Origin of the sequence: Hominenteromicrobium sp. (genome assembly GCF_046974225.1) — a bacterium.
Lineage (GTDB): Bacteria > Bacillota > Clostridia > Oscillospirales > Acutalibacteraceae > Hominenteromicrobium > Hominenteromicrobium mulieris.
The window spans coordinates 1-26,782 of the sequence record NZ_JBKWAE010000021.1; the positions used below are offsets into that span (position 1 = coordinate 1).

Annotated in this window: 24 protein-coding genes and 2 pseudogenes; 14 read left to right on the forward strand and 12 right to left on the reverse strand. The window is 51.9% G+C overall.

Going from position 1 to position 26,782, the window contains the following annotated elements; genetic code table 11:
• Positions 1 to 48: 48 nt before the first annotated feature.
• Positions 49 to 177 (reverse strand): annotated as a pseudogene (locus ACLTX1_RS11915) (Maff2 family mobile element protein); the annotation flags it as partial.
• A 202-nt stretch (positions 178 to 379) separates the two neighbouring features.
• On the opposite strand from ACLTX1_RS11915, the gene ACLTX1_RS11920 reads away from it, so the two are divergent.
• Positions 380 to 1,000, forward strand: a complete 621-nt coding sequence (locus ACLTX1_RS11920) for a hypothetical protein (protein WP_308450128.1) — start codon at positions 380 to 382, stop codon at positions 998 to 1,000.
• A gap of 70 nt (positions 1,001 to 1,070) precedes the next feature.
• Here ACLTX1_RS11920 and ACLTX1_RS11925 read toward each other — a convergent pair whose 3' ends face one another.
• From ACLTX1_RS11925 to ACLTX1_RS11950, 6 genes are all read right to left on the reverse strand, one after another.
• Positions 1,071 to 2,903 carry a VirD4-like conjugal transfer protein, CD1115 family gene (locus ACLTX1_RS11925; protein WP_412331019.1) on the reverse strand — a complete coding sequence of 611 codons (1,833 nt, stop codon included), beginning with the start codon at positions 2,901 to 2,903 and terminating at the stop codon, positions 1,071 to 1,073.
• The gene (locus ACLTX1_RS11930) at positions 2,893 to 3,309 is read right to left on the reverse strand and encodes a PcfB family protein (RefSeq protein ID WP_412331027.1); all 417 of its coding nucleotides are present in this window, start codon (positions 3,307 to 3,309) and stop codon (positions 2,893 to 2,895) included. Before ACLTX1_RS11930 ends, ACLTX1_RS11925 begins: the two co-directional genes overlap by 11 nt.
• 112 nt (positions 3,310 to 3,421) lie before the next feature.
• Positions 3,422 to 4,129: an antirestriction protein ArdA gene (locus ACLTX1_RS11935; RefSeq protein WP_412331020.1), complete on the reverse strand. Its 708-nt coding sequence runs from the start codon at positions 4,127 to 4,129 to the stop codon at positions 3,422 to 3,424.
• Positions 4,116 to 5,201: a DNA cytosine methyltransferase gene (locus ACLTX1_RS11940; RefSeq protein ID WP_412331021.1), complete on the reverse strand. Its 1,086-nt coding sequence runs from the start codon at positions 5,199 to 5,201 to the stop codon at positions 4,116 to 4,118. The genes ACLTX1_RS11935 and ACLTX1_RS11940 overlap by 14 nt, the downstream gene beginning before the upstream one ends.
• A 1-nt stretch (position 5,202) precedes the next feature.
• Positions 5,203 to 5,544 carry a hypothetical protein gene (locus ACLTX1_RS11945; RefSeq protein ID WP_117473715.1) on the reverse strand — a complete coding sequence of 114 codons (342 nt, stop codon included), beginning with the start codon at positions 5,542 to 5,544 and terminating at the stop codon, positions 5,203 to 5,205.
• A gap of 53 nt (positions 5,545 to 5,597) precedes the next feature.
• Positions 5,598 to 7,064, reverse strand: a complete 1,467-nt coding sequence (locus ACLTX1_RS11950) for a ParB/RepB/Spo0J family partition protein (RefSeq protein ID WP_412331022.1) — start codon at positions 7,062 to 7,064, stop codon at positions 5,598 to 5,600.
• 197 nt (positions 7,065 to 7,261) lie between these two features.
• On the opposite strand from ACLTX1_RS11950, the gene ACLTX1_RS11955 reads away from it, so the two are divergent.
• From ACLTX1_RS11955 to ACLTX1_RS11965, 3 genes are all read left to right on the forward strand, one after another.
• The gene (locus tag ACLTX1_RS11955; protein ID WP_308449731.1) at positions 7,262 to 8,770 is read left to right on the forward strand and encodes an LA2681 family HEPN domain-containing protein; all 1,509 of its coding nucleotides are present in this window, start codon (positions 7,262 to 7,264) and stop codon (positions 8,768 to 8,770) included.
• Between the two features lie 2 nt (positions 8,771 to 8,772).
• Positions 8,773 to 9,384 carry a restriction endonuclease gene (locus ACLTX1_RS11960; RefSeq protein ID WP_213543446.1) on the forward strand — a complete coding sequence of 204 codons (612 nt, stop codon included), beginning with the start codon at positions 8,773 to 8,775 and terminating at the stop codon, positions 9,382 to 9,384.
• 310 nt (positions 9,385 to 9,694) lie between these two features.
• On the forward strand, positions 9,695 to 10,165 hold the full coding sequence (locus ACLTX1_RS11965) for a hypothetical protein (RefSeq protein WP_308449732.1): 471 nt from the start codon (positions 9,695 to 9,697) through the stop codon (positions 10,163 to 10,165).
• Between the two features lie 385 nt (positions 10,166 to 10,550).
• Here the strand turns inward: ACLTX1_RS11965 and ACLTX1_RS11970 are convergent, their stop codons facing one another.
• A complete protein-coding gene (locus ACLTX1_RS11970) occupies positions 10,551 to 11,327 on the reverse strand; it encodes a ZIP family metal transporter (protein ID WP_373367786.1) in 777 nt (258 codons plus the stop codon).
• A gap of 285 nt (positions 11,328 to 11,612) precedes the next feature.
• Between ACLTX1_RS11970 and ACLTX1_RS11975 the strand changes: the two genes are divergently transcribed.
• Together ACLTX1_RS11975 and ACLTX1_RS11980 are read left to right on the forward strand one after the other, a co-directional pair.
• Positions 11,613 to 12,566, forward strand: a complete 954-nt coding sequence (locus ACLTX1_RS11975; RefSeq protein ID WP_308449733.1) for an AraC family transcriptional regulator — start codon at positions 11,613 to 11,615, stop codon at positions 12,564 to 12,566.
• Between the two features lie 148 nt (positions 12,567 to 12,714).
• Positions 12,715 to 13,239 (forward strand): nitroreductase family protein, encoded by a 525-nt coding sequence (locus tag ACLTX1_RS11980; RefSeq protein ID WP_308449734.1) that lies wholly within the window; start codon positions 12,715 to 12,717, stop codon positions 13,237 to 13,239.
• Between the two features lie 38 nt (positions 13,240 to 13,277).
• Here ACLTX1_RS11980 and ACLTX1_RS11985 read toward each other — a convergent pair whose 3' ends face one another.
• A complete protein-coding gene (locus ACLTX1_RS11985) occupies positions 13,278 to 14,105 on the reverse strand; it encodes an RNA methyltransferase (protein ID WP_308449735.1) in 828 nt (275 codons plus the stop codon).
• 534 nt (positions 14,106 to 14,639) lie between these two features.
• On the opposite strand from ACLTX1_RS11985, the gene ACLTX1_RS11990 reads away from it, so the two are divergent.
• From ACLTX1_RS11990 to ACLTX1_RS12010, 5 genes are all read left to right on the forward strand, one after another.
• On the forward strand, positions 14,640 to 15,683 hold the full coding sequence (locus ACLTX1_RS11990; protein WP_176820500.1) for a substrate-binding domain-containing protein: 1,044 nt from the start codon (positions 14,640 to 14,642) through the stop codon (positions 15,681 to 15,683).
• A gap of 122 nt (positions 15,684 to 15,805) precedes the next feature.
• Positions 15,806 to 17,290 carry a sugar ABC transporter ATP-binding protein gene (locus tag ACLTX1_RS11995; RefSeq protein ID WP_412331023.1) on the forward strand — a complete coding sequence of 495 codons (1,485 nt, stop codon included), beginning with the start codon at positions 15,806 to 15,808 and terminating at the stop codon, positions 17,288 to 17,290.
• Positions 17,290 to 18,330, forward strand: a complete 1,041-nt coding sequence (locus tag ACLTX1_RS12000; protein WP_412331024.1) for an ABC transporter permease — start codon at positions 17,290 to 17,292, stop codon at positions 18,328 to 18,330. The genes ACLTX1_RS11995 and ACLTX1_RS12000 overlap by 1 nt, the downstream gene beginning before the upstream one ends.
• 175 nt (positions 18,331 to 18,505) lie before the next feature.
• Positions 18,506 to 19,369, forward strand: coding sequence for a class II fructose-1,6-bisphosphate aldolase (gene fba / locus ACLTX1_RS12005; protein ID WP_176820503.1), 864 nt, complete (start codon positions 18,506 to 18,508; stop codon positions 19,367 to 19,369).
• Positions 19,370 to 19,648: 279 nt separating this feature from the next.
• The gene (locus ACLTX1_RS12010; protein ID WP_412331025.1) at positions 19,649 to 21,268 is read left to right on the forward strand and encodes a PASTA domain-containing protein; all 1,620 of its coding nucleotides are present in this window, start codon (positions 19,649 to 19,651) and stop codon (positions 21,266 to 21,268) included.
• Positions 21,269 to 21,357: 89 nt separating this feature from the next.
• On the opposite strand, the gene ACLTX1_RS12015 is transcribed toward ACLTX1_RS12010, so the two are convergent.
• Positions 21,358 to 22,680 carry an alpha-glucosidase/alpha-galactosidase gene (locus ACLTX1_RS12015; protein WP_412331026.1) on the reverse strand — a complete coding sequence of 441 codons (1,323 nt, stop codon included), beginning with the start codon at positions 22,678 to 22,680 and terminating at the stop codon, positions 21,358 to 21,360.
• Between the two features lie 156 nt (positions 22,681 to 22,836).
• Between ACLTX1_RS12015 and ACLTX1_RS12020 the strand changes: the two genes are divergently transcribed.
• A complete protein-coding gene (locus tag ACLTX1_RS12020) occupies positions 22,837 to 23,667 on the forward strand; it encodes an AraC family transcriptional regulator (protein ID WP_176820506.1) in 831 nt (276 codons plus the stop codon).
• A gap of 54 nt (positions 23,668 to 23,721) precedes the next feature.
• Here the strand turns inward: ACLTX1_RS12020 and ACLTX1_RS12025 are convergent, their stop codons facing one another.
• Entirely contained in the window at positions 23,722 to 25,311 is a 1,590-nt protein-coding gene (locus tag ACLTX1_RS12025; RefSeq protein ID WP_308449742.1) for a peptide chain release factor 3, read from the reverse strand.
• A 167-nt stretch (positions 25,312 to 25,478) separates the two neighbouring features.
• Here ACLTX1_RS12025 and ACLTX1_RS12030 point away from each other — a divergent pair, with 167 nt between their 5' ends.
• Positions 25,479 to 25,658 carry a hypothetical protein gene (locus tag ACLTX1_RS12030; protein ID WP_308449743.1) on the forward strand — a complete coding sequence of 60 codons (180 nt, stop codon included), beginning with the start codon at positions 25,479 to 25,481 and terminating at the stop codon, positions 25,656 to 25,658.
• Positions 25,659 to 25,688: 30 nt separating this feature from the next.
• Complete coding sequence (locus ACLTX1_RS12035) at positions 25,689 to 26,165, forward strand: hypothetical protein (protein WP_308449744.1); 477 nt, start codon at positions 25,689 to 25,691, stop codon at positions 26,163 to 26,165.
• A gap of 226 nt (positions 26,166 to 26,391) precedes the next feature.
• Here ACLTX1_RS12035 and ACLTX1_RS12040 read toward each other — a convergent pair.
• Positions 26,392 to 26,559: pseudogene (locus ACLTX1_RS12040) on the reverse strand (IS6 family transposase); the annotation flags it as partial.
• Between the last annotated feature and the right edge of the window lie 223 nt (positions 26,560 to 26,782).

Below are 26,782 nucleotides of genomic sequence, written 5' to 3' on the forward strand. Positions count from 1 at the left end.
TAGTGGCAGGGCTGGCTATCCATGTCTTGTGCTTCTCTACCGTACATGAGCATTAGCGCCGGGGTTGTCCGAGCCATAGCCCTCCAGCAGATTGACCACGCCCCACACGCCAAGGCCAGCGCCGAGGGCAATCACAAGGGTCTGCAAAGTGGTGATGGCAGAAGCGAAAAACTGCATATAGCCTCCTATTCTCCGGGGACAAAGCCCCGGCCATGAAAAAAGCCGCCCTTGCGGGCGGCAGCCTACTAACTGGTTTTTATACAAGGTTTCTTTTTTGCGGGAGGGGCTCTTGGTAACATAAAAAGGGCTCCTTTCTCATTGCTTGGCAATTTGAATTGCGGTATAATGTAGATAAAAACAATTAGTGAGGTGAAAATAAATGACTGATTGGGCAATGGTTGTGTTAACCGCAATCTATGTTTTAGCTACAATTCTTATTTGCTACTATAACTATGGGGCAACCAAGGCTTCAAGAGATCAAGCTGCTGAGATGCGCCGTCAATATGAAGAAGATAATCGTCCATATATAACCGTTGAGCTTATTTATGAGCGAAAAGTGTTTTACGGGCTGCGTTTTTCAAATCATGGAAAACGTCTTGCAAATCATGTACGCATACAACTTGACCAAACTTTTTTAGACAGCCTCAAAGAGCCTTCATTTAGCGAAATGTTAAAGCGAGCAAACGGCAAAGAATGTATTATTGGAATTGGGCAACATTATGATCTCTACTTCGGCTCAAACAAATTCCGTGAAAACACAGACAAATATCCTCTTTCGGGGCAAGTGGTCTACCAAGATGGTGAGCGTACATACAAAGAAGCGTTTAACATTGATTTTGACTCCTATGCAACATTCTTTTCCGTGGACTGCGATTTTGATGATTTTTTGAAAGAAATGAAAGCCCAGACCAGAGAATTGCACGGAGTTGGGGAGAAGTTGCAACAGTTGGTTACAGTCCGCCAAGTGAGTGCCGATAACACAGACAGCAAATCAGAATAATTCTTCTAACTCACACTTTCGTCGTAAGGCAGAGTGTGAGTTCTTCTTTGGGACGAAATGTCCCAAAGCTCTATACAAAAGCGTCCGGGTCGTCGAGGTCGTCATAGTTGAGGATGTCCTCGTCCTCGTCTGTGAGCGCCTCGTCCGGCACGGACACTTCGTACACCTCACATTCCTCGTTCATACCCGGTCGCCTGCGGCGGTCAATGAGCCTGTCGAGGTCAAAGGCGTTTTTCACTTTATCGGCCTCCGCCGTAAAGCGATAATTGGGGTGCTGTTTCAAATCGTATTTCTTGGAATAGAACGGCGGCAGCCCTCGGAGCTGCAAAATGCACCGATCTCCGGGCATGGTGGCAAGCTCACTTGGGGTCATCAGCTCCCGCCCCAGCCGTTGGGTGTTCTGACTGTAACTTTCAGACTGGCCCCGTGAGCGCCCCTCGGTCTGCATGGAGATGGTGGCCTTGCCCAGCCAGTTCTCGGAAATTTCCTTGATGGTGCTGGCCTCACGGCCACCGAGGAACAGCACGCTGTCCATGTTGCCAAGGATGGTTTCAGTGTTCTTATCGTAAATGGCCTTGCATTGAGCAAGCTGCTGATACAGCAGGCACAGGCTGATCTCCCGTGAGCGGATGACCGCCACCAGCTTTTCCAAAGTCGGCACCTGTCCGGTGTTGGCCGCCTCGTCCCACAGCACCCTCACATGATAGGGCAGCCGCCCGCCGTGAACATTGTCCGCCCGTTCGCACAGGAGATTGAACATCTGCGAAAAGGCCAGCGCCACAAGGAAATTGTAGGTACTGTCGGTATCGCTGATACAGAAAAAGGTCGCCGTCCGGCAATCTCCCATGCGGTCAAGCTCCAGCTCGTCATAGGACATGATCTCCCGAAGCTGGGGAATATCAAAGGGAGCAAGCCGCGCGCCGCAAGAGATCAAAATACTTTTGGCCGTCTTGCCGCTGCTTAGCTTGTATTTTTTATACTGCTTCACTGCAAAGCAATTCGGCTTGCGCTGTTCCAGCCCCTTGAACATATAGTCCACGGCGTTGAGAAAGTCCTCGTCATCCTCCTTGACCTCCATGCCGGAGATCATGTCCACCAGCGTATTCATATTGCGATCCTCCTCGGCTCCCTCAAAAATGATGTAGCCCAGCAGGGCGCAGTACAAAAGCGTTTCCGCCTTCGTCCAGAACGGATCGCCCTCCTTGCCCTCGCCCTTGGTGTTGGAAATGAGGGCGTTGACAAACTTTAGAATGTCGGCCTCGGTCTTGATATACGCCAGCGGGTTATAGTGCATGGATTTTGAAAAATCAATGCTGTTGAACACCTTGATTTTGTAGCCCCGTTTTTGCAAAAATGAGCCGACCTGCCCCAGCACACCGCCCTTGGGGTCTACCACCACATAGGAAGAATGTGCTTGCAGGAGTTGCGGCGTGAGCCAAAAGCGGGTCTTGCCGGAGCCGGACGAGCCGATCCCGCAGAAATTGAGGTTGCGGGCGTTAGCGGGATTTTTCGGACGGGTGTTCATGGTGAGCCGTTCCGTGGCGGTCAGCAGCATATTGTTTTCAAATTTAGGATCGACAAAGGGCTTGATGTCCTTTTCGTTGCCCCAGCGGGCGCTGCCGTACTCCGCATCCCGGCGGTATTTCTTGGCGTTCTTGCTTTTGAAGTAAATCAGCAGGCGGAACGCCACCGCGCCCACAATACCCACCAGCCAGTCAAAGAGGGCAAGGCCGGGGGCGAAATCGGCAAAGGCCGCGCCGACGGTCTGTCCCAAACCGATAAACTTATGGGCAAAATCGCCGCCCGCCGCCAGACGGTAGGCCGTCCCCAGCTTGAGGAACGCCCAGCCGATGAACACATAGGGAATGTTTGGCAGCACATATTTACGGAGCTTATCTGTCATGCGACACCTCCTTGATATGCTCCTTGGGCGGCTTTTCCTTGGCAAGCTGCTGTTCCGCCTGCTTCATCTGTTCGGGGATCGTGGGTTGGCGGGACTTGGCCTTATCCAGTACCTTGCGGGAGTATTCCGAAAAGCAGGCGGTCATAGCGTCCGCCTGCCCGGACTTGAAGAACAGCAGGTATTTCCCCGGTTCGGTCTGATAAAAGGCATAGTCCACATTCCATTTCCGGGCTACCCGGTCAAAGAGCTTTGTGTCCCCGGACAGTTCAAGGCTGCTGGTGGATGTGCCGTGCGCCATGAGCTTTTTTACGGTCTGCTTGCCGTGAGGTGTCTGCTTTGCCCGGTGCGCCTTGGCGATCTTGCGCCCCACCGCCCGGACAACATAGGCAAGCCCCCGAGCGGTCAGCTTCGACGCCTTCACCGATATGGCAATCGTGCGCCGGGAAATATCCTCATCTACCAGCCGTCATCGCCTCCTCTCTGATAGAATTATGACCTTGGGACAAGTTGTCCCAAGGTCAGCGGTCATCATGCTCCTTTCTCGGGTGCAGGCGCTCGCCCTCCAAAGAGGAACGGTCTATGACCTCCTTGTAGGCCGCCATCTGCTCCCGGATATTCAACTTGGGGTACGCAAAAATGCGGTGTTCGGCGGGAATGTCCTCGATGCCGTGGTACACCTCCTTGAAGTCGCCGCTGCGGGTCAGATAGCCCGTGGGGGCGAAGTGGCCGCCCTCGTTGATCCGCATATCCCGCCCATAGGCTTCAAAATCGAAGTAGGGCAGCACATTATCCGGCACATCCAACAGCTCCATGTCCTCCACATAGATGCGCCCCAGCGTTTCATCGTCGGTCACGCCGGGGTGCAGCTCGTAGCAGTCCAGATTGTGAACGAGATTGATGATGTCTGCCACGCTGGAAGTATGGTCGCCCTTGTTGAGCGCAGCCTCCAACGTTTCGATCTCGTCGCTGTCCAGCTCGGAAATGAGGTGCGCCAGATGGTTCAGTTCGTCCAAGTTTTCATACTCGGTGAGATAGTCGTATAAGCCCATCACATCGCCGTCAAAGGCGGTGATGAAAAACTCCTCATACCGCACACCGTCCACGCCGATGTTCTTTAAGAGCGATTGCACCTCCTCTGTGGTGGCCGGAAATTTCAGCGTTTCCCCCACAAGCTGCCCCTCGGCGTATTTGCCGAGGTTGGTGATGTAGGCTTCAAATACCGTCATTTGCACCTCCTTTTGTCAGCGCCTCCGCAATCCCTGCCATGATGTACTCGGCGCAGGGCAGCGCGATGGCGTTTCCCAACGCCCGGTAGCGGTGGGAGGATAGGATTTTCTCGTCGTCCGCACCGTACCTTGTCCAGCCCTCCGGCAGCCCCATCAGCCGCTCACATTCCGTTTCCGTGGGAAAGCGGACGCAGCCCCCGGCGGGATCATCCTCATACCAAAAGGCAAAGGGCGAAATGCCGCCCGCTAACAGAGTGGGAAAAGGGTCAGTTGGCAGTCCGAAGCTGTTTCGGAACGCTGTTTCCGTCCGTTCCTTGGCGGACGCCCGCATACGGAAGCATTGAAAGGGTCGGGTAACTGGTACACGCCGCCCTGCTTCAATAAAAGAGCCTCGATCTCCGCAGGCGGCGGGCAGCCCGCGATCTCCGCCAAGTGCAGGAAGTGACTGCATTGTGCGGGGCTTAAAAAGTATTTCGTGGGAACGCCGTCCTCCAAAGTCTGCCACAAGAAAGATGCGCTGCCGTCGTGCCAGCCGGGGGCTTGCCCAATGCTGGGCGTCCATGAGCCGCCAGCAGAGGTCAGGCGTTCGCCCTCGCACCATTCCGGCTCCTGCCCATCTTCCAGAAGCAGGCATTGAAACATCGGCGTCTGTGAAAGCGGATAGGACGGCTCTAAAATCCATCCGGTCATTTGATGAAAACGCTCCCATGACGTTTTCCCAAACAGCGATTGCTGGAAATAGACCATTTGTCGCCTCCCTCATTTCACGGATAATGCGGATGGCTTGAAAGAACAGGCTGGACTTTTCTCCCGCAAGCCCCTTGCGGTTGCCGATCTGCGAAAGATTTTGACATGGTGAGCCAAAGGTGATGATATGGACGGGCGGGAGATCCCGCCCGTCCAGCTTCGTCACATCCCCCAAATGCGCCATATCGGGAAAGTGGCGTTTCGTGATGGAGATAGGGGCTTTTTCAATCTCGCTTGCCCATACCAGCTCAATGCCGCAGCGCACCGCCGCCAGCGGGAATACGCCGATCCCGTCAAACAGGCTCCCCAGCCGGAGCGCCGTCATCTTATCTGCGCCCCTGTCCCTTGACGGTCAAAATGCCCTCAAGGGTGGTGGCGGTGATCCCCAGCCGCTGGGCAACGGCGATGTCGTTCTTCATGGCCTCGGTGACGGTATGGCCGCACACCACCAGCACATGAGAACGGCGGAGCAGGTCGCGCCCCATGTCGATGCCGCTCTTATGCTCCTCGGGAACGGCGTCATTGAGGAAAAGCGGCTGATAGAGCGTCGGGCAGATGGGCGAAAAGCCCGCCTCATACACCGTGCGGCAATACTGCGCCGCCAGCTTTGTGTTTTCGTGGTCGCTGCCGCACCATGCAGCGGTGATATATGCGAGGGGTCGTTTCATTGTAAAAACCTCCAATTCATAAACGAAAGACCTCGGGACAAAAAGTCCCAAGGTCACTTTTCAAGATCTGTTTTCTTTTCGGGCTTACCCAGCTCGGGCGGCTGCTTGGCCTTCCAGTCATCCAGCAGAGAAATGATTTTGTCCTTCATTTCCCTCGGGGACTTGTCCTTGCCGAAATACTTTTCCAGTTCCGCACTATTGATGATCACCTTGTCTACCTCCTTTTTCTCCTGCGACAGAATCCCGTCGATCACATCACCGTTGAGTTTGCCGTCCTTGTCCAGCTCCCGCATTTTCTGTGCCTGCGACAGCGAGGGCGAGGACTGCTGCCCCTCGATGGACACGGCGATATACCTCTGATTTTTGGGACGAATGAATGAGATCTCCACCGCTGGGGTGAACGCCAGCTTTTTCTCGTCCACCATTTTCTGCAAATCCGGCACAAGCTCGGTCAGGCGGATATACCGCTGCACCTGCTTGTAGTTCATGCCGTTGCGATCTCCCACGACCTGCGTAGAGCGTTTTCCGGCGTCCTTGTCCTCCTCGCCGGGGCGGGAGCCTTGGTGCTTGATGGCCTCCACCTGCATTTTGAGCGACTGCGCCTTTTCCGTGGGCAAAATGCGCTCACGGTGGCGGAGGTTGTCATCCGTCATGGCGAGGATGGCTTCATCGTCCGTCATGTTGCGGACGATACACGGCATATTCGCAAATCCGGCAAGCTCGCTTGCCCGCTGGCGGCGGTGGCCTGCGATGATCTCATAGCCGCCATCCTCACGGGGACGCACCAGTGCGGGCTGATTGACGCCCGCTGCCTTGACCGACTCCACAAGCCCCTGCATCTCCGCATCGTCCCGGACACCAAACGGGTGATTTTTGAACGGGTGCAGGTCAGACAGGTTGAGATAGACGATCTCCTCTTTTTCGGCACGGGTAGCGTCACGGGGCGCAGACGGCTCCGGCGTGACCTCCGTGCCAGCGGGAGCGCCGCCTTTATCCACGGCAGGCTTCTCCGGGACGGGCTTGCTTTGGGACTTTTTGTCCCGAGGTTTAGGCGGCTTAGCCTTATCGGGAGCGGCCTTGCCCTCCTTGGGCGGACGGCCTCTGCCGGGTTTGGCGGCCTTGTCCTTTTCCGTGGGCAGTTTCTGCTTAACCGCCTTTTTCTCCTCCTTGGCCGCCTCGTCACGGGCAGCGGCAAAATCCACTACCTTGCCGGAATGTACCGGGGCGGGGTCATCCTTGCCGGGAGCGGGCGGCTGTTCATGCTCCTTTTCAGCCTTGGGGAGTTCGGGAGCGGCAGGCTCCTCCACCTCGGCGTGGGTAACAGCGTCAGCGGGATCAGGCACGGCCTCGCCCATTTCAAAGAGCGCCGCCTGCCCCTCACGCTCCAGCATGACCGCCTCTGCGTCGGTCAGCACGGGCTGGGGAGCAGGCTGTTCCGGCACAGCGGCATTTTCTACCGTGGGAGCGGGAGCCTCGGCGGGCGGGGCTGCCTCGGGAATGTTTTTCTTGTCATCTGCCATTTGCAAACCTCCTTTTCGTGGCATGAAAAAAGCCAGTCCGCAGACTGGCCAGCAACGGGAAACCTCCTTTCAGAAAGGTGTACATTACCGCCCGTTGTCCTATTGAACGGTATTATTATTGTAGAAAATACTAGAATTTGATGCTATAATTAATGTGTTCTATGATTAGTTTTCGGAAGAAATAGAGGACTGTTGGTATGCCAAACTACAAAGAGAAAATAGCTGAATTTGAGAACAATTTTTCTACTGTCATAGATAAATCCGTTAGAGACTTGTCTATGGCCTTTGACAATTTATACCTCGACAAGAATGCTAAGGAAATTCCGCCCACTATCAAGTTAGCGGAAGCCTTGCTGTCTGGCGAGCATAATATATCGACCAAAATGCAGATTCATTATGACATTGCGAATGCATATCACGATCTCCGCATGATTGAAGGAGTATATAGCGAGCGTTACCTTGAAAAAGAATTATACCATTTGCGCTGCGCCTTAGATATGTATGAAACCAATTATTATGATGCAGACAGCGACAGTGCTGAAGTAAAAGTAGCTCAGTATATTGCCATGCGGTCATACACAAATCTCGGAAACGCTTATCGAGCATTAGGTCGCCATATTGTGGCAATAGACTGTTTTCAAGACGCTTTGCTGATTAGCAATGATTTTGCGATGGCAAGTCTCAATCTATCGTTTTTGCTGTTTAGGTGTGCACCGTTGCAAATCAAACGTTATGAGCAGAGCTACTATCATCATGCCTGCTATTACTATTATAAGCAAACAGAACGTTGCAAGATAAACCTAGAAGATCAAGATTATTTGGAAGGTTTGAAATCCAATATTTCTTTGTTCGATTCTGCATATGTTGAGAACTATTTGAACAAACCACTAGAACTTCCACTATTTGAAGTAGACAACCAAGATGAAGCCGATTATCGAAACTATTTGCTTTTATTCCGACTTTTCTTAGACCCGTGTTTGGAAATATTATCTGATCACTGCTTTGCAGTTGATAGCATCAATCTTCCCTTTGAAGCGCCATATAGTGACAGAGAAAAAGAATTCATTGGCCTGTTTAACCAAATCAAGCAAGAATATAATTGGGCCAGACTCTTATGGTATAAGACATCAACGGAAGAAGCAAACGAGCATTATTCGGATCGGGAATTGGATTTAGTTGATACGGGGGATTCTTCAGATCATTCTTTAAGAGAAAGTATGTTACGAACTGCCTTTAAGGCAGCATACTCTCTATTTGATAGGATTGGATTTTTCATCAACCAGTATTTTGAAGTGGGGCTTACAGATACAAAAGTAAGTTTCAAAAATATATGGAAAGAACAACTGATTGATGGAAATGGACAAGTGTATTTCACAATTCCCAAGCCTATCATGAATACTCATTCGGATAACCCTCTGGTTAAAGCAATGTATTGGCTCCAAAAAGATTTCTACGAAAGAAAAGAAATTAATGTTACTACCCCTCACGCAGAACGAATCTTCCAGATGAGAAACGACATAGAGCATAATTGTCTACGCACTGGAACGCAATCGCATAATACATCTTTTACAAAATATACTACCGAGGAAAAAATTGAAAATAATACATTCCGTCTCTTAAAGTTGGCAAGGGAGTTGATAATATACCTTTGCCTTGCAGTAAATTTTGATAGAGAAAAAGATAAAAGAGCATCCATGGAGGAGTAATAATGGGGGCAATCAATCCTTATCGAGAATTCGTTGCGAGTATATCCCCAACGGAATTTGAAGAACTTTGCTTGGAAATATTGAAGGGCTATGCAGAAGCTGAGCATTTATCAGACTTCTCGATCCAGCATAATGTATCTATTCCTGCTGATGATGGTACATACCAAATAGATGTCTATGCAAGGTTTATTGCCATGGGCGTTGAGTTCAAAGTCATAGCAGAGTGCAAGAGATACTCTTCTCCCGTTTCTCGTGAGAAAGTTGCTGTGTTAGCCGATAAAGTAAAAAGCCTTGGTGCACATAAAGGAATTATGATCTCCACCTGTGGCTTTCAAAGTGGAGCGTATGAATACGCCAAGAAACATGGAATAGCACTTTTGCAAGTCATTAATAGAAATGTAATGCACATTATGAATGCCGCCACTCCAGAAACAGAAGAACAGAAGCAAAAACTCCACCTTATGTTGGACTGGTATAATCGAATGCCAAAATACTACGCCAAAGAGTATGCAACAATGGATTTTCCGGACAAAACAATTTATCCTTCTCCCAAAATGCTGGAAGCGATAAGGCGGGAATTTGTTTTAGCGCATAAAGATATACTACCAAGGTAACCCCCTTTGTATCTTACATATCGGTTAACAAATAATCCTTTGGGACATTTTGTCTCAAGCCGCTTTGGCTCCTTGATCTTGGGGTTGATGTTCTCTATATCGCCTGCCACAATTAACTTTCTTCGACATGGCATAAAAAAGACCAGTCAGCAGACTGGCCAGCAGTGGGAAACCTCCTTTCTGTTTGGGATATTGGAAAACGCCCCCACAGTCTCCTCGGACAGTGCAATTCTCAAAACGTAATTTTCTGTCGCTTTTTGCAATAGCGTATGATATAATAATAGCGCAAAATTAAATGGGAGGTGTATCTATGAGCGTAATTAACGACTCCAAGGATTATTTTTATCTTGGATTACAAAATAAAAAGGAACAGATTGACCTGCTATGGCCAGGCGTTGAAAACCTTGAAAGCACACAGTTTTATGAGCTGTGCCAGAAGTATTCTGACATAGCGCTTAATGCAATCAAACAGAGAATTCCGGGGACTTGTGATGTGCAAGGGTGTTTTCAGTTTACAGACATCGAGGCCGCAAAGCGTGCAACAAAAGACTATGTCATGGGTTGGAGAATTAAAGATATTGATGCTCTTTTGTCCTTGATTCACGAGTTTCACTCATACGCTGTTGCATGGGATGACAAGAGAACAACGAGCGGGAGCGTACTACCCGAAAACTATGACTATCAATCTATGTATGCTGGGAAATATTATAATTTCAAAGAATTACCTGATGATATTTGGGAGCAAATCGCACGCGAAGTCAAAGAATATATATGTGCTTAAAGCCAAGCTTTCTTATGGTGGAGAAGCCCGCGTATTGAAGCGCTCTTTTGACCCGGTTTAGGGGGTATGTAACCGCACTAACCGGGAGAGCGCTTGAATGGCATTCAAGAGGTCAACGGTTCGATCCCGTCCGTCTCCACCAAAGTCCTGATTTTCTTCGGAAAGTCAGGACTTTTTGCTATATGAGGAATTTTTGAAAAAATCGAGGAGATCAAAACAGGGCATACCGCATTAAAGATGAAATGCTTTTGCGGTATGCCCTTGATTTTTTTTGAATGGCGCGTTATAATAGATTTGCGGGTTAGAACAAACTAACTTTTTGCGCGATGAAACGGAGCCGTTAAGGCTGAAAAGAGCAAAGCATTTAAAATGGCATTCACACCGTTCACCCAAGCGCAACGTCTAAGATCATCATGGCGGTAAAGCCCACGGCAAAAAACACCGTGCCGATGTTGGAGTGCGTGCCCTGTGACATTTCGGGGATAAGCTCCTCTACGACGACGTACAGCATTGCTCCGGCGGCGAAGCTCAAAAGGTACGGCAGCGCCGGCACAATGAGCTGGGCGGCCAAAACGGTCAGCACGGCACCGATGGGTTCCACCGCGCCGGAAAGCACGCCGTCCAAAAACGCACGCGACTTTTTCATGCCTTCAGCGTGCAACGGCATGGAGATGATGGCGCCTTCGGGAAAATTTTGAATGGCAATGCCGAGCGAAAGTGCAAGTGCGCCTGCGGCGGTGATCTGTGCGCTGCCGGAAAGGTACCCGGCGTACACCACGCCTACGGCCATACCCTCCGGAATATTGTGCAGCGTGACGGCAAGCATCATCATTGTGGTGCGGTGCAGTCGGCTTTTCGGGCCTTCCGCCTGTTCGCTGCTGCGGTGCAGGTGGGGGATGGTGTGGTCAAGCAAAAGCAGAAACAAAACGCCTGTCCAAAATCCGATCGCTGCCGGCAGAAACGAGAGCTTGCCGAGCGCTGCGGATTGCTCTATGGCGGGGATCAATAAGCTCCATACCGAAGCCGCCACCATCACACCTGCCGCAAAGCCGGTCAGGCTGCGCTGTACGCGATCGCTGAGCGATTTTTTCATGAAGAACACGCACGCTGCGCCGAGCGAGGTGCCAAGAAACGGAATCAATATGCCGTAAAATGTTTCCATATGTATCCTCCGTATACAGTGAAATCGAATAAGTTAGTGTTAACTAACTTTCGAATATAGCATACACGAAATTAAAGCAGAAGTCAACCGTGAACCGAGAAATTCTGTTTTGGCGATACATAAAAGATCACTAACAAGGAAATAGGGCGAAAAGACCAAATAGAGCGAAAATTTCACTTTTATTTTTGAATTCGAGTTAGAAGTTGCTAACTTTTAATACAATGCCGCACGCGGGCAACGGTCTCTTTTCCCGCAGTCAGAACATAATGTTAGGGGGCGCGTATCATGCGTGACGCGATACAACAAGAAGAGCAAAACACGATGCTGCTTGCGGAAAGTGACGGCTGTGCCGTGTGGCAGCTGCGCAACGAGACGGGCGAGGGCACTGTGACATGCTATACCATTTTTCCGGGTGTGGAGCTTCGGTTTCGAGATCTGCATATGACGCACTGCGTATGCGGAAAGACCGACGACCGTATGCGGCTCACGATCGAGCACTGCCGCGAAGGGCGCATGGCCTACGCGTTGGGAGAAGGCGCTTTTTTCTATGTGAGCGCCGGTGAGATGAAGCTTGAAAACGGCGCGTCATGCTCGCAGAAGCTCGACTTGCCTTCCAGCCATTACCATGGACTCGTGGTCACGCTCGACCCGGAGCAGGCCTCGCGTTCCCTGCCGAACGTCATGGCGGGCTTTTCCGTTACCCCGGCGGCGATTCTGCGCCGCTTTGCGCTGAACGGAACGCCTAAGGTTATTGCGTGCACGGAGCAGGTCGCACGCATTTTTGAGGAAATGTACCGCGTGCCGGAAAAAGCACGTATTTCCTATTTTCAGATCAAAATACTGGAGCTGCTGCTCGCGCTCGACAGCATGACGCCGCCGAAGGAAAACGCGGCGCATCCGTACTTTTATAAGACGCAGCTTGAAAAAACCAAGGCCGTGCGCGATTTTCTCGCCGAGCATATCTCCGAAAACTTCACGCAGGAAGAGCTTTCTGCACGATTCGATTTTGCGCTGACACCGATGAAGACCTGCTTTAAGGCAGCGTACGGCACATCCATCGGCGCGTGGCTCACCGATTATCGCATGAATTACGCGGCGGAAATTTTGTTGCGTGAAAAACGCCGGAACATTGCCGAGATTGCCGCACAGGTCGGATACGACAGCGCCAGTAAGTTTGCGGCGGCGTTCAAAAAAGTAAAGCACATGACGCCCGCTGAATACCGCAGCGCGTTGCGATAAATCCAAAATAAAACAGTGAAACTCCAATATAACGTTGCTTCGGTGCTTTTAGAATCTCAGAAAAGTTTCACTTGCAACTTTTCTTCTTGCGTGGTAGAATAACGGTAAAATCAAAACGACTTCGAAAAACATAAAGGAGCGTGCCCGTATGGATGCTTTGCAAAACCTTTTTAATCGCAGAAGCGTGCGGGATTTCACCGCACAGCCCATTGAAGAAGAGAAGCTGCACCGGATTTTAGAGGCCGGCATGAGTGGCCCTTGCTGCGTGAATGCGCGCGATTGGTCGTTCATCGTCGTCACCGACCGCGAAAAGCTGCTTGAAATGGCAGAGGCGAACGGTAGACCGGCACAGCCGCTGAAAAAGGCTGCGGCCGCCATTCTGATCTGCGGCGATCTCGAGCGTGCATTCCCACCCGCGAAGGACTATTGGATCATCGACGGCGCCATTGCCGTGCAGAATATGACGCTTTGCGCCGATGCACTCGGCCTCGGCTCTGTGTGGCTCGGCACATGGCCGCAGATGGACCGTGTTGAAAAGCAAGCCGCACTGTTTAACCTGCCGGAGACTATCGTGCCGCATTCCGCTCTTGCACTCGGCTATCCCGCGAAAGAGAATAAAGAACCGCGTGAAAGCCGCTACGAAGAAAACCGCGTGCATTTTGAAAAGTGGTAAAAACGAAGGACGTTGCCCCGGTGGGCAGCGTCCTTTTCTCATGCTTTGTTGTGCAGTGTGCCGAGTTGATAAAACGCCACGGCGCTTGCGGCGGCAACGTTCAGCGAGTCCACACCGTGCGACATGGGAATCTTCACTGTGTAGTCGCAATGCTCGATCGTCGTGTTTGCAAGGCCGTCACCTTCGGTGCCAAGCACAACGGCGAGCTTCGGCTCTTTCTCCAAACGCGGGTCAGAGAGGGGAAGCGTGTCGTCGCGCAGCGCCATGGCGGCCGTCTTAAAGCCGAGACCGTGCAGTGTATCCTGCCACGAAACGTCTTCGGGCAGATACGTCCACGGCACCTGAAAGACCGTGCCCATGCTCACGCGGCTCGCGCGGCGATACAGCGGGTCGCTGCCGGCGGCGGTCAATAAAACCGCGTCCATGCCGAGCGCCGCCGCACTGCGGAAGATTGCGCCGATGTTCGTGGGATTCATCACATTTTCGAGCACGGCAATGCGGCGCGCATTTGTGCAAATCTCCGCAACACTTTTCAGAGCCGGGCGGCGCATCGCACACAGCATGCCGCGGGTTAGCTTAAAGCCCGTTAGTTGTGTTAAAACGTCCAGCTCCGCCGTGTAAACGGGAATGTCTTCGGGGCAGCGAGATAGAATTTCTGCGGCCTTGCCTTCCACATGCTTCGTTTCCATTAAAAAAGAGAGCGGCACGCAGCCGCCGTCTAAGGCGCGGCCGATAACGAGCGGGCTTTCGGCAATGAACATTGCGTTTGCGGGGTCGGCGCGGTTGACAAGCTGGTTTTCCGTAAGCCGCGCAAAAACGTCCAGTTCCGGCGCGGAAAAGGACGTGATGGGAATGATATTTGCCATAAAAACACACTTTCAATTATTTAATATTGAAGCTATCTAAGCTAAAGTAAAGCGAACGCACAGAGTTTTGCGCAAGCTTTTTCAAGAAGCTTAAACCGAACGCACGCGTTCGGTTGCGGTTTTTTAGGGCAGCGCCCTAAATCGTCGGCCGCAGACGACGAAATCTTTTTGCCTATCCAAAAATCAGGAAGGGAAGCAAAACAGTCCGGTGGACTGCTTTGCTCGGGAAACCCAATTAGGGGGGCCCCGAACGATGAGTAGAGCGAGGCGTTAAAAAGCTGCAAAGAGCAAACCCGCCCCATATTCCCAAATATTTTATCACACCGCAAAGCAGGAAATCAAGTAGATAGGGCAGGGAGAATGCCGCTTGTAAAGAAAACCGCTAAAAAACGTAAAATTTTCATGAAATATCATTGACAAAGTATACAACAAAGAGTAAAATACCCAGTGTATGAGGCGTTTACAGTTTATTCACAACGTCTCAAAATATTTCAGATCATCTGCGGCAGATCGCAGATACAGGAGGAAACACACATGAAAAAGGTATTGAGCATTGTTCTGGCGCTCGCGCTTCTCTGCGTCACCTTCGCAGCATGCGCAGGCAACGGAACCTCTTCCACAAGCTCTGCCTCTGAGGAATCCAGTGCTGTCAGCTCTGAATCCTCTGCAGAAGCATCCGAGTCTTCCGCGTCTTCCGAGGAAAGCACTTCCACGGAAAAGACCAAGATCGGCATTCTTGCACCGGCTGTTACCCACGGTTGGGTCGCAGGTGTTGCATATTATGCTGAGCAGCGCTGCAAAGAGCTGAGCGACACTGTCGATTACAAGCTCTACACCAGTAACAACGCTGAGGAAATGACTTCTCAGATCGACGACCTCAAGTCCTGGGGCGCAGAAGCTATCGTTGCATTCCCGCAGTGGGAAGGCATGGAAGTGCCGATTCAGGAAGCAATCGATGAGGGCATCGTTGTTGTAAACTTCGATATCGAGATCGCAGCGGACGGCGTTTACCGTGTATCCGGCGATAACGAATCCATGGGCGTTGAAGGCGCTAAGTACATTGTCGATAAAATCGGCACCACCGGCAAAGTCGTCGTTCTTGACGTTCCGACCTCCGGTTCCGTTGCAGAGCTCCGTAAGAAGGGCTTCATGGATACCATCAAGGAGATTGCGCCGGATATGGAGATTGTTGAGTATGCTACGCAGTTCACCCGTGAAGCCGGTCAGGCTGACTTCGCCGACATCCTCACCAGCAACGATCACATCGACGCTGTTTACTCCATGGACGACGAGACTTCCATCGGTGTTCTGCAGGCTATTTCCGAAGCAAACCGTGACGACATTAAGGTCATCACCGGTGGCGGCGGCTGCCAGGAGTACTTCAACATGATGAAGGAAAACGAGAACATTTGGATTGAGTCTTCTCTTTACAGCCCGCTGATGGTCAAGGACGCTGTTGATATGGCACTTGACGTTCTCGCAGGCAAGGACGTAGAGCCGGTCAAGATCATCTCCACAACAGTTGTTGACAGAGACAACGTTGACGAGTACCTCGACCCGGAGAACACCGTTTACTAATTTAAAAGTTCTGCAAAGGGGCTGTTGCGCAAGCAGCAGCCTTTTTTGTTAAAAGGGGATAGCTGTCTTTTATGGGCGGCAGATCTCCTATTTGTACGCCATACAGAAAGGAAAGTGTATGTATGACACTTGAAATGAAGGGGATCTACAAATCCTTCGGTGCAAACGATGTTCTGCGGGACGTTTCGTTTACCTTAAACGGCGGCGAGATCTGCGCGCTGCTCGGTGAAAACGGCGCTGGAAAATCTACCCTGATGAATATTCTCGGCGGCGTCCATCATGCGGATCAGGGCCAGATCCTGTTGGACGGCAAGCGCGTTGCGTTTCAAACGCCGGCGGATTCCCTGAAGCATGGCATTGCTTTTATCCATCAGGAATTAAACCTTGTAAATGATCTTGCCATTTACGAGAATATGTTTATCGGCCACGAGCTGCGGAAGAAGAACCGTTTCCTGGATTCCGCCGCGATGATTGCGAAAACGAACGAAGTTTTCAAAAAAATGGACCTTGACCTCGACCCGCGTATCATGGTGCGCGACCTCGATGCTTCCTATAAGCAGATTGTCGAGATTGCCCGCGCACTTTTGATGGAGGCTTCCATCATCATCATGGACGAGCCGACCACTTCGCTTACGGAGCCGGAAATTCGCCGTGTGTTCGATATGATGAATACGCTGAGAAAGAGCGGCGTAGGCATTGTGTTCATTTCTCATAAGCTGCGCGAGGTCATGGAGATTTGCACACGTTACACAGTGCTGCGAGACGGCAATATGGTTTCCTCCGGCCTTGTCTCGGAGACTTCTGTCGATATGCTGGCGCGCGACATGGTCGGCCACGATGTGCGCACACAGTCGCTCCGCCGTGAGAAAAAGATTGGTAATGTTATTTTAAGCGGCAAGGGCATGACGTTGGAGCCGCATTTCAGAAACGTCAGCTTTGAAGTGCACGCCGGCGAGGTGCTCGGTTTCACGGGCCTTTTGGGCGACGGCAGAAGTGAGCTGTTTCAGGCGGTTTTCGGCGCAATACACGGAGCTTCCGGCACGGTAGAAGTAGAGGGCAAGCCCGTGCATATCCGCACTACGGGTCAGGCGCTCAAGGCCGGCATCGGCTATGTGCCGCGCAACCGCAAGGAAAACGGCATCATCAAGGATATGAGTATTCTTGAAAACGGCACGGTCGTCACATGGCCCAGAGACAGCAAGATGGGCTTTTTGCACTCGAAGAAGATTGAAAAGGATTTTGATGATTTCGAAAAAGAGCTGCACATCAAGCTCGGCTCCGCAAAAGATCTCATCGGCAGCCTTTCCGGCGGCAACCAGCAGAAGGTGGTGCTGGCAAAGTGGCTGGATGCAAACCCAAAGGTGCTTGTGTTCGATAACCCCACACAGGGCGTGGACGTAGGTGCTAAGGAGGAAATCTACGATATTATCCTGAAGCTCGCAGAGACGGGCGTCGCCGTCATTGTGCTTTCCAGCGAGGCCCAGGAGATTATCCGCGTGTGCGACCGCACCGTCGTGATGTTCCACGGCAGCGTGCAGGGCGAGCTTGTCGGCGATGAAATGAATGAGCAGGCCATCATGCGCCTTGCAACAGGGGGACAGGTATAATGAACGAAAAAATAAACAAAAAGGGCTTTGGCGCATGGTTCCGCGATAATTGGAAGAATAATGCGCTGTTTTCCACAGGCATTGCTCTGATCGTCATGGTTATTCTGCAGACACTCGCGCTCGGCTTTGACTATGCAAGCTTCGGCGAATGGTTCGGCGCATGGATTAACAACTGGATGAACATTCTCCGTAACAACTCCAGCGTCGGTATCATCGCGCTCGGCATGACGTTCGTCATTATCTCTGGCGGCATTGATCTTGCCGTCGGCTCCACGCTCGTCGCGGTCGGCGCCATTACCATGACGCTTATCGACGCCGCAAACGGCGGTTGGCTCGGCGCGATCGGCCTTACCGGCGCACCTGCGTACATAGTTGCCATTCTGATCTCCATCGCGGCCGGCATCATTTTCGGCGGCCTCAACGGCCTCATGGTCACTGCGGGCAAGATTCCGCCGTTCATCGCAACGCTCGGTGCCATGAAGATCCTGCGCAGCGTGACGCAGCAGTTCATGCAGTCCAGTTCGCCGAAGGTTCCGACGGGTTTCCAGCAGATTGCCCGTGTGAAGGTCGGCGGCCAGATGTTTATGCCGATCCTCTATTGGCTCCTCATCGCGCTCGTGCTGTACATCGTCTCTAAGAAGACCGTGTTCGGCCGCCACGTGTTCGCGGTCGGCTCCAACGAGAAGACGTCCCGTCTTTCCGGCATCAACGTCAATCGTGTAAAGCTCGGCGTATATGCGCTGATGGGCGCGGTTGTCGCTATCGCGGCCGTATTGCAAGTCTCCCGCATCGGCGCTATGGACCCGGCAAACGCCGGCAGCGGTTATGAGCTCGATTCCATCGCGGCGGTCATCGTCGGCGGCACCAGCATGTCCGGCGGCAAGGGCTCCGTTGTGGGTACTGTATTCGGTATGCTCATCATCGCCGTTATGAACAACCTCCTCAATCTCCTCGGCGTTCCGCCGTTCCTGCGCGAAGCCTTCAAGGGCGCGATCATCATCGCCGCCGTCCTGCTCCAGCGCAAGTCTTCCGATAACTGAATATAAACGGTATTTTGTAAGACCTTGTCGTAAGAAATCGCGAAAAGGTCTTACTTTTTTTGTAAAATAACGCGAAACAGCCCGATATTTTCAAATAGGGTTGATTTTTTGCGCTGTATATTCTATAATATACAAAGAAATAAAAATCCTTTCATGGATCATGGAGGCTGAATTTATGTTAGTATCTGCAAAGGAAATGCTGGACAAGGCTAAGGCAGGCAAATACGCTGTCGGTCAGTTCAACATCAATAACCTCGAATGGACAAAGGCTATCCTGCTCACAGCTCAGGAGAACAACTCTCCGGTCATCCTCGGTGTTTCCGAGGGCGCAGGCAAGTACATGTGCGGCTACAACACCGTAGTTGGCATGGTAAACGGCATGCTGGAGACCCTGAAGATCACGGTTCCGGTTGCTCTGCACCTCGACCACGGCTCCTACGAAGGCGCTAAGGCTTGCATCGAAGCAGGCTTCTCTTCCATCATGTTCGACGGTTCCCACTATCCGATCGAAGAGAACATCGCAAAGACCACCGAGCTCATCGGCATCGCTCATGCAAAGGGCATCTCCGTTGAGGCTGAGGTCGGCGCAATCGGCGGCGAGGAAGACGGCGTTATCGGCGGCGGCGAAGTTGCAGACCCGAAGGAATGCAAAATGATTGCTGACCTCGGCGTCGACATGCTCGCAGCAGGCATCGGCAACATCCACGGCAAGTACCCGGCAAACTGGAAGGGCCTGAACTTCGACGTTCTCGCTGAGATTCAGAAGCTCACCGGCACCATGCCGCTCGTTCTCCATGGCGGTACGGGCATCCCGGCCGACATGATCAAGGAAGCAATCTCCCTTGGCGTTTCCAAAATCAACGTTAACACCGAGTGCCAGCTCTCCTTCGCAGATGCTACGAGAAAGTACATCGAAGCAGGCAAGGATCTCGAGGGCAAGGGCTTCGACCCGAGAAAGCTCCTCGCTCCGGGCTTTGAGGCGATTAAGGCTACCGTTAAGGAAAAGATGGAGCTCTTCGGTTCCATCGACAAGGCTTAATTTCAGCTTAAATCGAATTACAGAGAACGCTCCTATGACTGGAGCGTTCTTTTTTTGCCCGAATATATGCCGGAAAAGAAAAGCAAAATTTTCCTTACAACTTTATTAAAATTGCGGCCCTTGCAGCTTTCCGACAGTTTCTTCGCGCTTTCGGGTGCGTACACACCTTGAAAGCACAGGCAAAATGTGGTATACTGTGTTCAGTGAAAAGAATTTTTCGGGGATGTTGTATAAAAATGCACCGCATTCCGAAGCGGAGATCGAGAGGAAGCTGAGCGCATGGGAGAGAACAAATTATATTGCATGAGATGCTTTGAAGCAATGGAGGACAGCAGCAATACCTGTCCGCACTGCGGCTGGCACAACGGCGATCAGGTGAAAAACGCGCTGCCGTACGGCACATTGCTCGGCGAAAAATACCTTGTGGGACAGGCCGTGCACGTCAACGGCGCGGGCATTACATACGCCGCGTTGGAAGCCAAAACGGCGCAGAAGGTAGAGGTGCGTGAGTTTTATCCACATACCATCGCTGTGCGCGGCGAGACCGGCGCGTCCGTACTGCCGGTCAGCGGGGCAGAACTCAAGTTCAGCGACTATTTAAGCGAGTTCGAGCGCTATGCGCAGAAGCTCCTGCGTGTTTCCGATACAAAACACATTCAGCACGCCATCGATACGTTTTCGCAGAACAACACGCAGTACATCGTGTTCTCGTTCACAGAGTCCGTTTCCCTGCGACAGTACGTGGAGGAGCACGGCGTTCTAAGCTGGGCGCAGTGCGAACAGTTCTTTTACCCGGTCATTCACACGCTCGGCGCCATTCATGCGCAGAACGTCGAGCACCTCGGCATCTCGCCGAACACGCTGCGCATCACAAAAGACGATAAAATGATCGTTACGGGCTTTGACATACAGTCTGTGCGCCGTGCCGGCACCGACCTCATTGAGGATATTTTCCCCGGCTGCTGGGCGCTGGAGCAGTACTCCAAAACGAAAATCTGTGATGAGGTCACGGACGTTTACGGCCTGTGCGCATCGTTGTTGTTTGCGCTCACGGGCGCCGCGCCCATGGAAGCGCCGAAGCGCAAGCAGGACCCGCGCCTGATGATCTCCAAAAATATCCTAAAGCAGCTGCCGGAGCAGGTTATTCCGGCTATTGCAAACGGCCTACAGGTTGATCCCTCTCACCGCACGTCAAGCTTCTCGCGCTTTTCCGCAGAGCTTGCCGCTGAGCCGACCGTTGTGGAAAAATTCGTCGAGACCGAAACGGTGCGCTCGCTGCCGAGCGGTTCCGGCCGCACGCCGAGCAAGCGTCGCGTGCCTACTTTCCTGTGGCTTGTCGCGTCATTCGTGTTTACACTCGTCGTCATCTTTGCCGTGACGAGCGTTTGGTTCAAAGACAGCCCATTCTCGCCGCAAAGCATCGTTGCGTTCATCAAAGATCCGGGCGTTGTCGAAGAAAAGCAAACGCTTGAGGTGCCGAACCTTGTCGGTATGGATTACGACAAGCTGCTCTCCTTAACAGAAAAGGACAAAAAATATAAATTCGAGCTTGAGATCTACAAAGAAACATTCAGCGATACATTGCCGGAGGGACAAATCACCGGGCAATATCCGCTCGCGGGTGAGATCATCGAGGCCGGCAGCACGGTAAAGATTGCTGTATGCAAAGGCCCGCAGTTGCGTACGCTGCCGGATATTTCCGATATGATGGCTGACGAAGCCATGACAAAGCTGAAAGCGCTGGGCTTTGAGCCGGTGCAGGTGGCGCAGTACAGCGAAGATACAAAGATCGGCCGCGTCATCGGTTATCAGTCCGACAGCCCCGGCGACGCGCTTGCATACGGCGCCGTTGTGGGCATCCTCGTCAGCGCGGAAAGCAGCGGGGAAGACGGCGAGTAAAATTGGTTAGAAAGCAATACACCCGCAGGCGGTTCGTTCCTGCGGGTGTATTGCTTTCTATAGAAGTATCAATGGAGGAAAACGTTGAGTTATTTGTACATCGCCATGTATTCGCCGTGTGCCTCGATGAGGTCGTCGCACATCTTCACGATGTCGTCGATGGAAAGCTCGGCTGCGGTGTGCGGATCCAGCATAGCGGCGCGATAGATGTCCTCGCGCTTTCTGGTGCGTGCCGCTTCGATTGTCATCAGCTGTGCGTTGATGTTTGTCATGTTCATTGCGGCAAGCTGTACCGGCAGGCGGCCAACGTGGCACGGATTTACGCCCATCTTGTCCACAAGGCACGGTACCTCAACGCACGCATCGGCGGGCAGGTTATCGATAAGGCCGGTGTTCAGTACGTTGCCGCCGATCTTATACGGGTTGCCGGTAACCATAGCTTCCATAATGTAGGAGGCATATTCGCTGGAGCGGGTGTGCTCCACTTTGCCGTCCTTCAAAATGCTTTCTTTTTCTTCCTTCCAACCCTTGATCTGGTTGATGCAGCGGCGCGGGTATTCGTCCAGCGGAATGTTGAACTGTTCAATGAGCTCCGGGTAACGGGACTTGATGAAGAGCGGATTGTATTCCGCATTATGCTCGCTGGATTCGGTGCAGTAGTAGCCGAGGCGGCGAATGTACTCATAGCGCACCATATCTTTGTGCTTTTCGGTCGCATTCTTTTCTGCGGCGCGGCGCTTGATCTCGGGGTAGAGGTCGTTTCCGTCCTTGTCTTCAATCTTCAAAAGCCAGCCCATGTGGTTGATGCCGGCGATGAGCTCGCGGCGGCCTTCAATCTTATCTTCCATACCAAGGGCTTTTAGAAGCTCCTTAGAGCAGACCTGCACGCTGTGGCAGAGGCCGACGGTCTTTACGTTCGTATAGCGCTGCATGTAGCCGGAAAGCATTGCCATCGGGTTTGTGTAATTGAGGAACCATGCGTTCGGGCAAACTTCTTCCATATCGCGGGCAAAATCTTCCAAAACAGGAATGGTGCGCAGTGCACGCATGATGCCGCCAATGCCCATCGTATCGGCAATCGTCTGGCGCAGACCGTACTTCTTCGGCACCTCGAAATCGATGATTGTGCACGGGTCGTAGAAGCCGACTTGAATGGCGTTTACGACGAAGTCCGCACCGCGCAGCGCTTCTTTGCGGTTCTCAACGCCGCAATAGGTCTTCAGTGTCGCCTTGCCGCCGTTCGTATTCTTGTTGATAGCGCTGAGAATGATGTAAGACTCTTCCAAACGCTCGGCATCGATATCATAGAGAGCGATCTCGCTCTCACACAGAGAGGGCGTGCACATGCAGTCGCCGAGCACATTGCGTGCAAAAACGGTGCTGCCCGCGCCCATGAATGTAATTTTTGGCATAATCTGTAACTCCTTCCATAAAAACGATTCTTGTATTCATTATACGGTGCATAGTGTGCAGATTCTATATTTTTTGTTTCTTTTCGTTGTGATTTTGTTGTATTTTGTGTTTAAGTGTGCTATACTGAATAGGGAATTACAAAGGTAGGGACGGGTATGAACACCATAAAGCATAGAGCGGAAAATTTGAATAACGGCGGCTCTGTTACCGTGTATTACTGCGGTTACGAAAAATGTGAGGGCGGGCATTTCTGGGGTCCGGCCGTGCGCAATCAGTATTTGCTGCACTACGTCATCTCCGGCAAGGGTACGTATACCGTCGGAGAAGAAACCTACACGCTGCACGCAAACGAGTGCTTCCTCATCCGCCCGGGTGAGCGCACATATTACATTGCCGATCGCGAAGACCCGTGGGAGTACATGTGGGTCGCATTCGACGGCTTTGATGTACTGGAGATCCTGCGCCGCACGGGCCTTGTCAGCCAATACACAACAAAGCTTGAAAACGGCGACGAGTTCATCCGCTACATGCACGAGATGATTGACGAATTCAACAAAGGCAGCTTGTTTAAAGTGATGAGCGGCTTTTACGGCGCGATGTCCGTTTTGGAGGAATCCGCACACGGCGGCGCGTACACCCGCGAGCATGAGTATGTGAATAAGGCCATCGGCTACATCAAAAGCAACTACGGCTATCCCATTCAGATCAGCGACCTCGCGCGGCATATCGGCATAGACCGCACGTATCTCTACCGCATTTTCTCTGCTTCCGAAAGCATGTCGCCGAAGCAATATTTGATGCAGGTGCGCATCAATGCGGCGAAAAAAATGCTGCTGGCGGGTACATATACTGTCAGTGAAACGGCGCTTTCCTGCGGATTTTCGGATTCCGCCTCGTTCTGCGGACGCTTTAAGCGCTGCACCGGCATGACGCCGAAAGAGTTCGTCGCGGACAGCCACAAGCAAAAATCAAGCAGCAATACATAACAACAACGCTCTGTACGGCACAAAAGCCATACAGAGCGTTGCTTTTTATAAAATTTAGCGGCTGAACTCGGAAAGCTCCAGGCCTTCGTTGTGCTCCAGCGCCCAGCGGATGCTCCACTCATTTGAGAAAAGCAAAAGGTAACGTCCGCGAATGTCCTGCACCTTTTTTGTGTCGGACGTGAGGTTCAGCTTTTTGAGGTCCACGTCCGGCGTGTCGATCCATCGGATGAGTGAGTACGGCAGCGTTTCCATGCGAATTTCAACGTTGTACTCGTTTTCCATGCGGTACTTGAATACGTCAAACTGCAGTGTACCCACAACGCCGACAATGACTTCCTCCATGCCGGAGGCGATCTCCTGGAAGATCTGAATGGCGCCTTCCTGTGCAATCTGTGTAGTGCCCTTGACGAACTGCTTGCGCTTCATCGTGTCCTTTTGCTGCACGCGGCAGAAAAACTCCGGCGCGAACGTTGGAATGCCTTCAAATTGCACTTTTTTACCCGTGCAGATCGTGTCGCCGATGGAGAAGATGCCCGGGTCGAACACACCGATGATGTCGCCCGCATACGCCTCGTCAATGATTTCGCGGCTCTGCGCCATCATCTGCTGCGGCTGCGAAAGCTTGATCTTGCGACCGCCCTGCACATGGGTGACCTCCATGCCTTTTTCAAACTTGCCGCTGCAAATGCGCATGAATGCAATGCGGTCGCGGTGCGCCTTGTTCATGTTCGCCTGAATTTTGAAGACGAACGCAGAAAAATCCTTGCTGAACGGGTCAACCACACCCTCCGAGGTTTGGCGCGGCAGCGGGGAGGTCGTCATACGCAGAAAGCTCTCGAGAAACGGCTCCACGCCGAAGTTTGTCAAAGCGGAGCCGAAGAACACGGGGGAGAGCTTGCCATGACGCACTTTTTCAAGGTCAAATTCATAGCCCGCGCCGTCCAGAAGCTCTACGTCATCGCGCAGCGTCTGGCACAGGCTTTCGCCGAGAATGGTCTCAAGTGCCGCGTCGTTCAGATCGATCTCGTGCGCTTTGACTTCGTGTTGACCGCGCAGCTCTTTGTCTCCTTCAAACGCGAGAATTTCGGACTTTTCGCGGTCGTAAACGCCCTTGAAGTCCACACCGGAGCCAATCGGCCAGTTCATCGGGTAGGTGCCGATGCCGAGCTCTTTTTCGATCTCGTCCAAAAGATCATACGGGCTCTGCGCGTCGCGGTCCATCTTGTTGATGAACGTGAAAATCGGAATATCGCGCATGACGCAGACCTTAAAAAGCTTTCTCGTCTGTGCCTCAACGCCCTTTGAAGCGTCAATGACCATCACGGCGGAGTCTGCCGCCATCAGCGTGCGGTACGTGTCTTCAGAGAAGTCCTGGTGGCCCGGGGTGTCCAAAATATTGATGCAGTAGCCCTCATACTGGAACTGCATAACAGAAGAGGTGACGGAGATACCACGCTGCTTTTCAATTTCCATCCAGTCGGAAACGGCGTGGCGCGCATTCTTTTTGCCCTTGACCGCACCGGCCAGCTGAATGGCGCCGCCGTACAGAAGGAACTTTTCCGTCAGTGTCGTTTTACCGGCGTCCGGGTGCGAAATAATCGCGAACGTGCGCCGTTTTTCAATCTCATTTCTAAAATCGGCCAAGATGATAACCTCTGTTTCTTCACAAATTCAAAATAACCGATTTATTTTACCACAAATGCGTGGAAAGTTCAAGATTTCCGCATGATGGGAATGACAAAATATTTCGCTGTGTCGTGGTATTTTATCCGTAGAGATCACAAAATTTACGGAAAGGGCATAGGAAAACGATGAAACACGGAAAGCACTATCGCGAAGAGAAAAAGACCGTCCTGACGCTTTTGGAAAAGCTGTTCGGCAGGCATGCGGAGATCGTCATGCGGTACCGTGCGTATATAACGCCGGCGCACACGCATATACATGAAGAAAAAGGCCCGTCGGTGCCCTCTTACAGGCGGCGCGTATGGTGATGCGCGCCCGGCGGCCGAGGAGGGGTGCGCATGTTTTCGGTTCGGGTCCTGGCGTTCATCACGGCGTTTTTGCTGCCGGTGTTTTTCAGCGGAGACCGTTTAGAAAAGACTGTCATAGCCGAAAGCGGCGTGCCCCTCAGTCTTGTATTCAAAAACGAATGTACCGTGCCGCTTGAGTTATATCTCACGGCAGAAGAAAGCCAAGGTGAAGTAAAGCTTCTGCGTGTGCAAAATGGGCAAAGTGTGATGCTTTTCTCGGGGGACAGTGCTGCACTCGGGTTTGCCGAGATTTATATCGGTACGCTTACCGCCGAAGAGAGCATGACATTTACCGTGCAGTGCGGGGAAGGCGGAAACGCAAAGCTTCACATTCATGGCGAGAAGCAAAAGAACGCAACCGGGAAATGGATTGTCCGTGCATCGCTCCTCTTTGGCTGGGGCGTGCTCGCCGTCGGCGGCTCGGCGCTGCTCATACGCCGCATTCAAAACCGCAGGAAAGAGCCATAATAAAAACGCTGCAGGAAATGCTGAGGTTTGATAAGGCAGTATGATAAAACTTAATAAAACTAAGGCATTGCAGTGGCAGATGAGGCTTTGACTGTAAAAGGTCAGAGCCTTTTTCTGTTTCTTAAATCCACACATTTGTCTTTTCGTTTTGTATTCAGTATAATGAAGTTACCAAAGGCACCGTAAAGTAAAAATGAAAGAGCGAGGGACAAAACACAGGAAAATATCAAGCGACGAGAGGAAAATCTCGTTTTTTGCGGGTGGGTAAACTGAGACCGGCGACTTGCGCGGGTGTAAGCCCGTTCAAAGCGGAATGAGGACGAACAAAGTTAAAGAAGAACACAAACATGGAGATCAGGTTATTAGCGCTCTCAAAGGAAGAAAAGCCCTGCTTTGGTCCTATGTCAAGATTTAGTACAAGTTAAAATGAGAAATTTGTCCCAAATTCAACCTGCCCGCAGCTCCGCCTTAGTGTGTGCTCTTTTATATACTCGCTCGAATTCATCTGGTGACATAAAGTCGCAATGACTGTGAATTCGTTTCGTGTGTAAAAAGCTTCCGGATATTCGAAAATCAACCGGTATGCCTGCTTGTAATCGCGAATTTTAAAGCGATTG

What these genes read in the sequence shown, in the direction of transcription:
- ACLTX1_RS11920 (WP_308450128.1), top strand. Translation starts at nt 380, where the DNA reads ATGACTGATTGGGCAATGGTTGTGTTAACCGCAATCTATGTTTTAGCT.
- ACLTX1_RS11925 (WP_412331019.1), bottom strand. Translation starts at nt 2,903, where the DNA reads ATGACAGATAAGCTCCGTAAATATGTGCTGCCAAACATTCCCTATGTG.
- ACLTX1_RS11935 (WP_412331020.1), bottom strand. Translation starts at nt 4,129, where the DNA reads ATGACGGTATTTGAAGCCTACATCACCAACCTCGGCAAATACGCCGAG.
- ACLTX1_RS11940 (WP_412331021.1), bottom strand. Translation starts at nt 5,201, where the DNA reads ATGACGGCGCTCCGGCTGGGGAGCCTGTTTGACGGGATCGGCGTATTC.
- ACLTX1_RS11945 (WP_117473715.1), bottom strand. Translation starts at nt 5,544, where the DNA reads ATGAAACGACCCCTCGCATATATCACCGCTGCATGGTGCGGCAGCGAC.
- ACLTX1_RS11950 (WP_412331022.1), bottom strand. Translation starts at nt 7,064, where the DNA reads ATGGCAGATGACAAGAAAAACATTCCCGAGGCAGCCCCGCCCGCCGAG.
- ACLTX1_RS11955 (WP_308449731.1), top strand. Translation starts at nt 7,262, where the DNA reads ATGCCAAACTACAAAGAGAAAATAGCTGAATTTGAGAACAATTTTTCT.
- ACLTX1_RS11960 (WP_213543446.1), top strand. Translation starts at nt 8,773, where the DNA reads ATGGGGGCAATCAATCCTTATCGAGAATTCGTTGCGAGTATATCCCCA.
- ACLTX1_RS11965 (WP_308449732.1), top strand. Translation starts at nt 9,695, where the DNA reads ATGAGCGTAATTAACGACTCCAAGGATTATTTTTATCTTGGATTACAA.
- ACLTX1_RS11970 (WP_373367786.1), bottom strand. Translation starts at nt 11,327, where the DNA reads ATGGAAACATTTTACGGCATATTGATTCCGTTTCTTGGCACCTCGCTC.
- ACLTX1_RS11975 (WP_308449733.1), top strand. Translation starts at nt 11,613, where the DNA reads ATGCGTGACGCGATACAACAAGAAGAGCAAAACACGATGCTGCTTGCG.
- ACLTX1_RS11980 (WP_308449734.1), top strand. Translation starts at nt 12,715, where the DNA reads ATGGATGCTTTGCAAAACCTTTTTAATCGCAGAAGCGTGCGGGATTTC.
- ACLTX1_RS11985 (WP_308449735.1), bottom strand. Translation starts at nt 14,105, where the DNA reads ATGGCAAATATCATTCCCATCACGTCCTTTTCCGCGCCGGAACTGGAC.
- ACLTX1_RS11990 (WP_176820500.1), top strand. Translation starts at nt 14,640, where the DNA reads ATGAAAAAGGTATTGAGCATTGTTCTGGCGCTCGCGCTTCTCTGCGTC.
- ACLTX1_RS11995 (WP_412331023.1), top strand. Translation starts at nt 15,806, where the DNA reads ATGACACTTGAAATGAAGGGGATCTACAAATCCTTCGGTGCAAACGAT.
- ACLTX1_RS12000 (WP_412331024.1), top strand. Translation starts at nt 17,290, where the DNA reads ATGAACGAAAAAATAAACAAAAAGGGCTTTGGCGCATGGTTCCGCGAT.
- fba (WP_176820503.1), top strand. Translation starts at nt 18,506, where the DNA reads ATGTTAGTATCTGCAAAGGAAATGCTGGACAAGGCTAAGGCAGGCAAA.
- ACLTX1_RS12010 (WP_412331025.1), top strand. Translation starts at nt 19,649, where the DNA reads ATGGGAGAGAACAAATTATATTGCATGAGATGCTTTGAAGCAATGGAG.
- ACLTX1_RS12015 (WP_412331026.1), bottom strand. Translation starts at nt 22,680, where the DNA reads ATGCCAAAAATTACATTCATGGGCGCGGGCAGCACCGTTTTTGCACGC.
- ACLTX1_RS12020 (WP_176820506.1), top strand. Translation starts at nt 22,837, where the DNA reads ATGAACACCATAAAGCATAGAGCGGAAAATTTGAATAACGGCGGCTCT.
- ACLTX1_RS12030 (WP_308449743.1), top strand. Translation starts at nt 25,479, where the DNA reads ATGAAACACGGAAAGCACTATCGCGAAGAGAAAAAGACCGTCCTGACG.
- ACLTX1_RS12035 (WP_308449744.1), top strand. Translation starts at nt 25,689, where the DNA reads ATGTTTTCGGTTCGGGTCCTGGCGTTCATCACGGCGTTTTTGCTGCCG.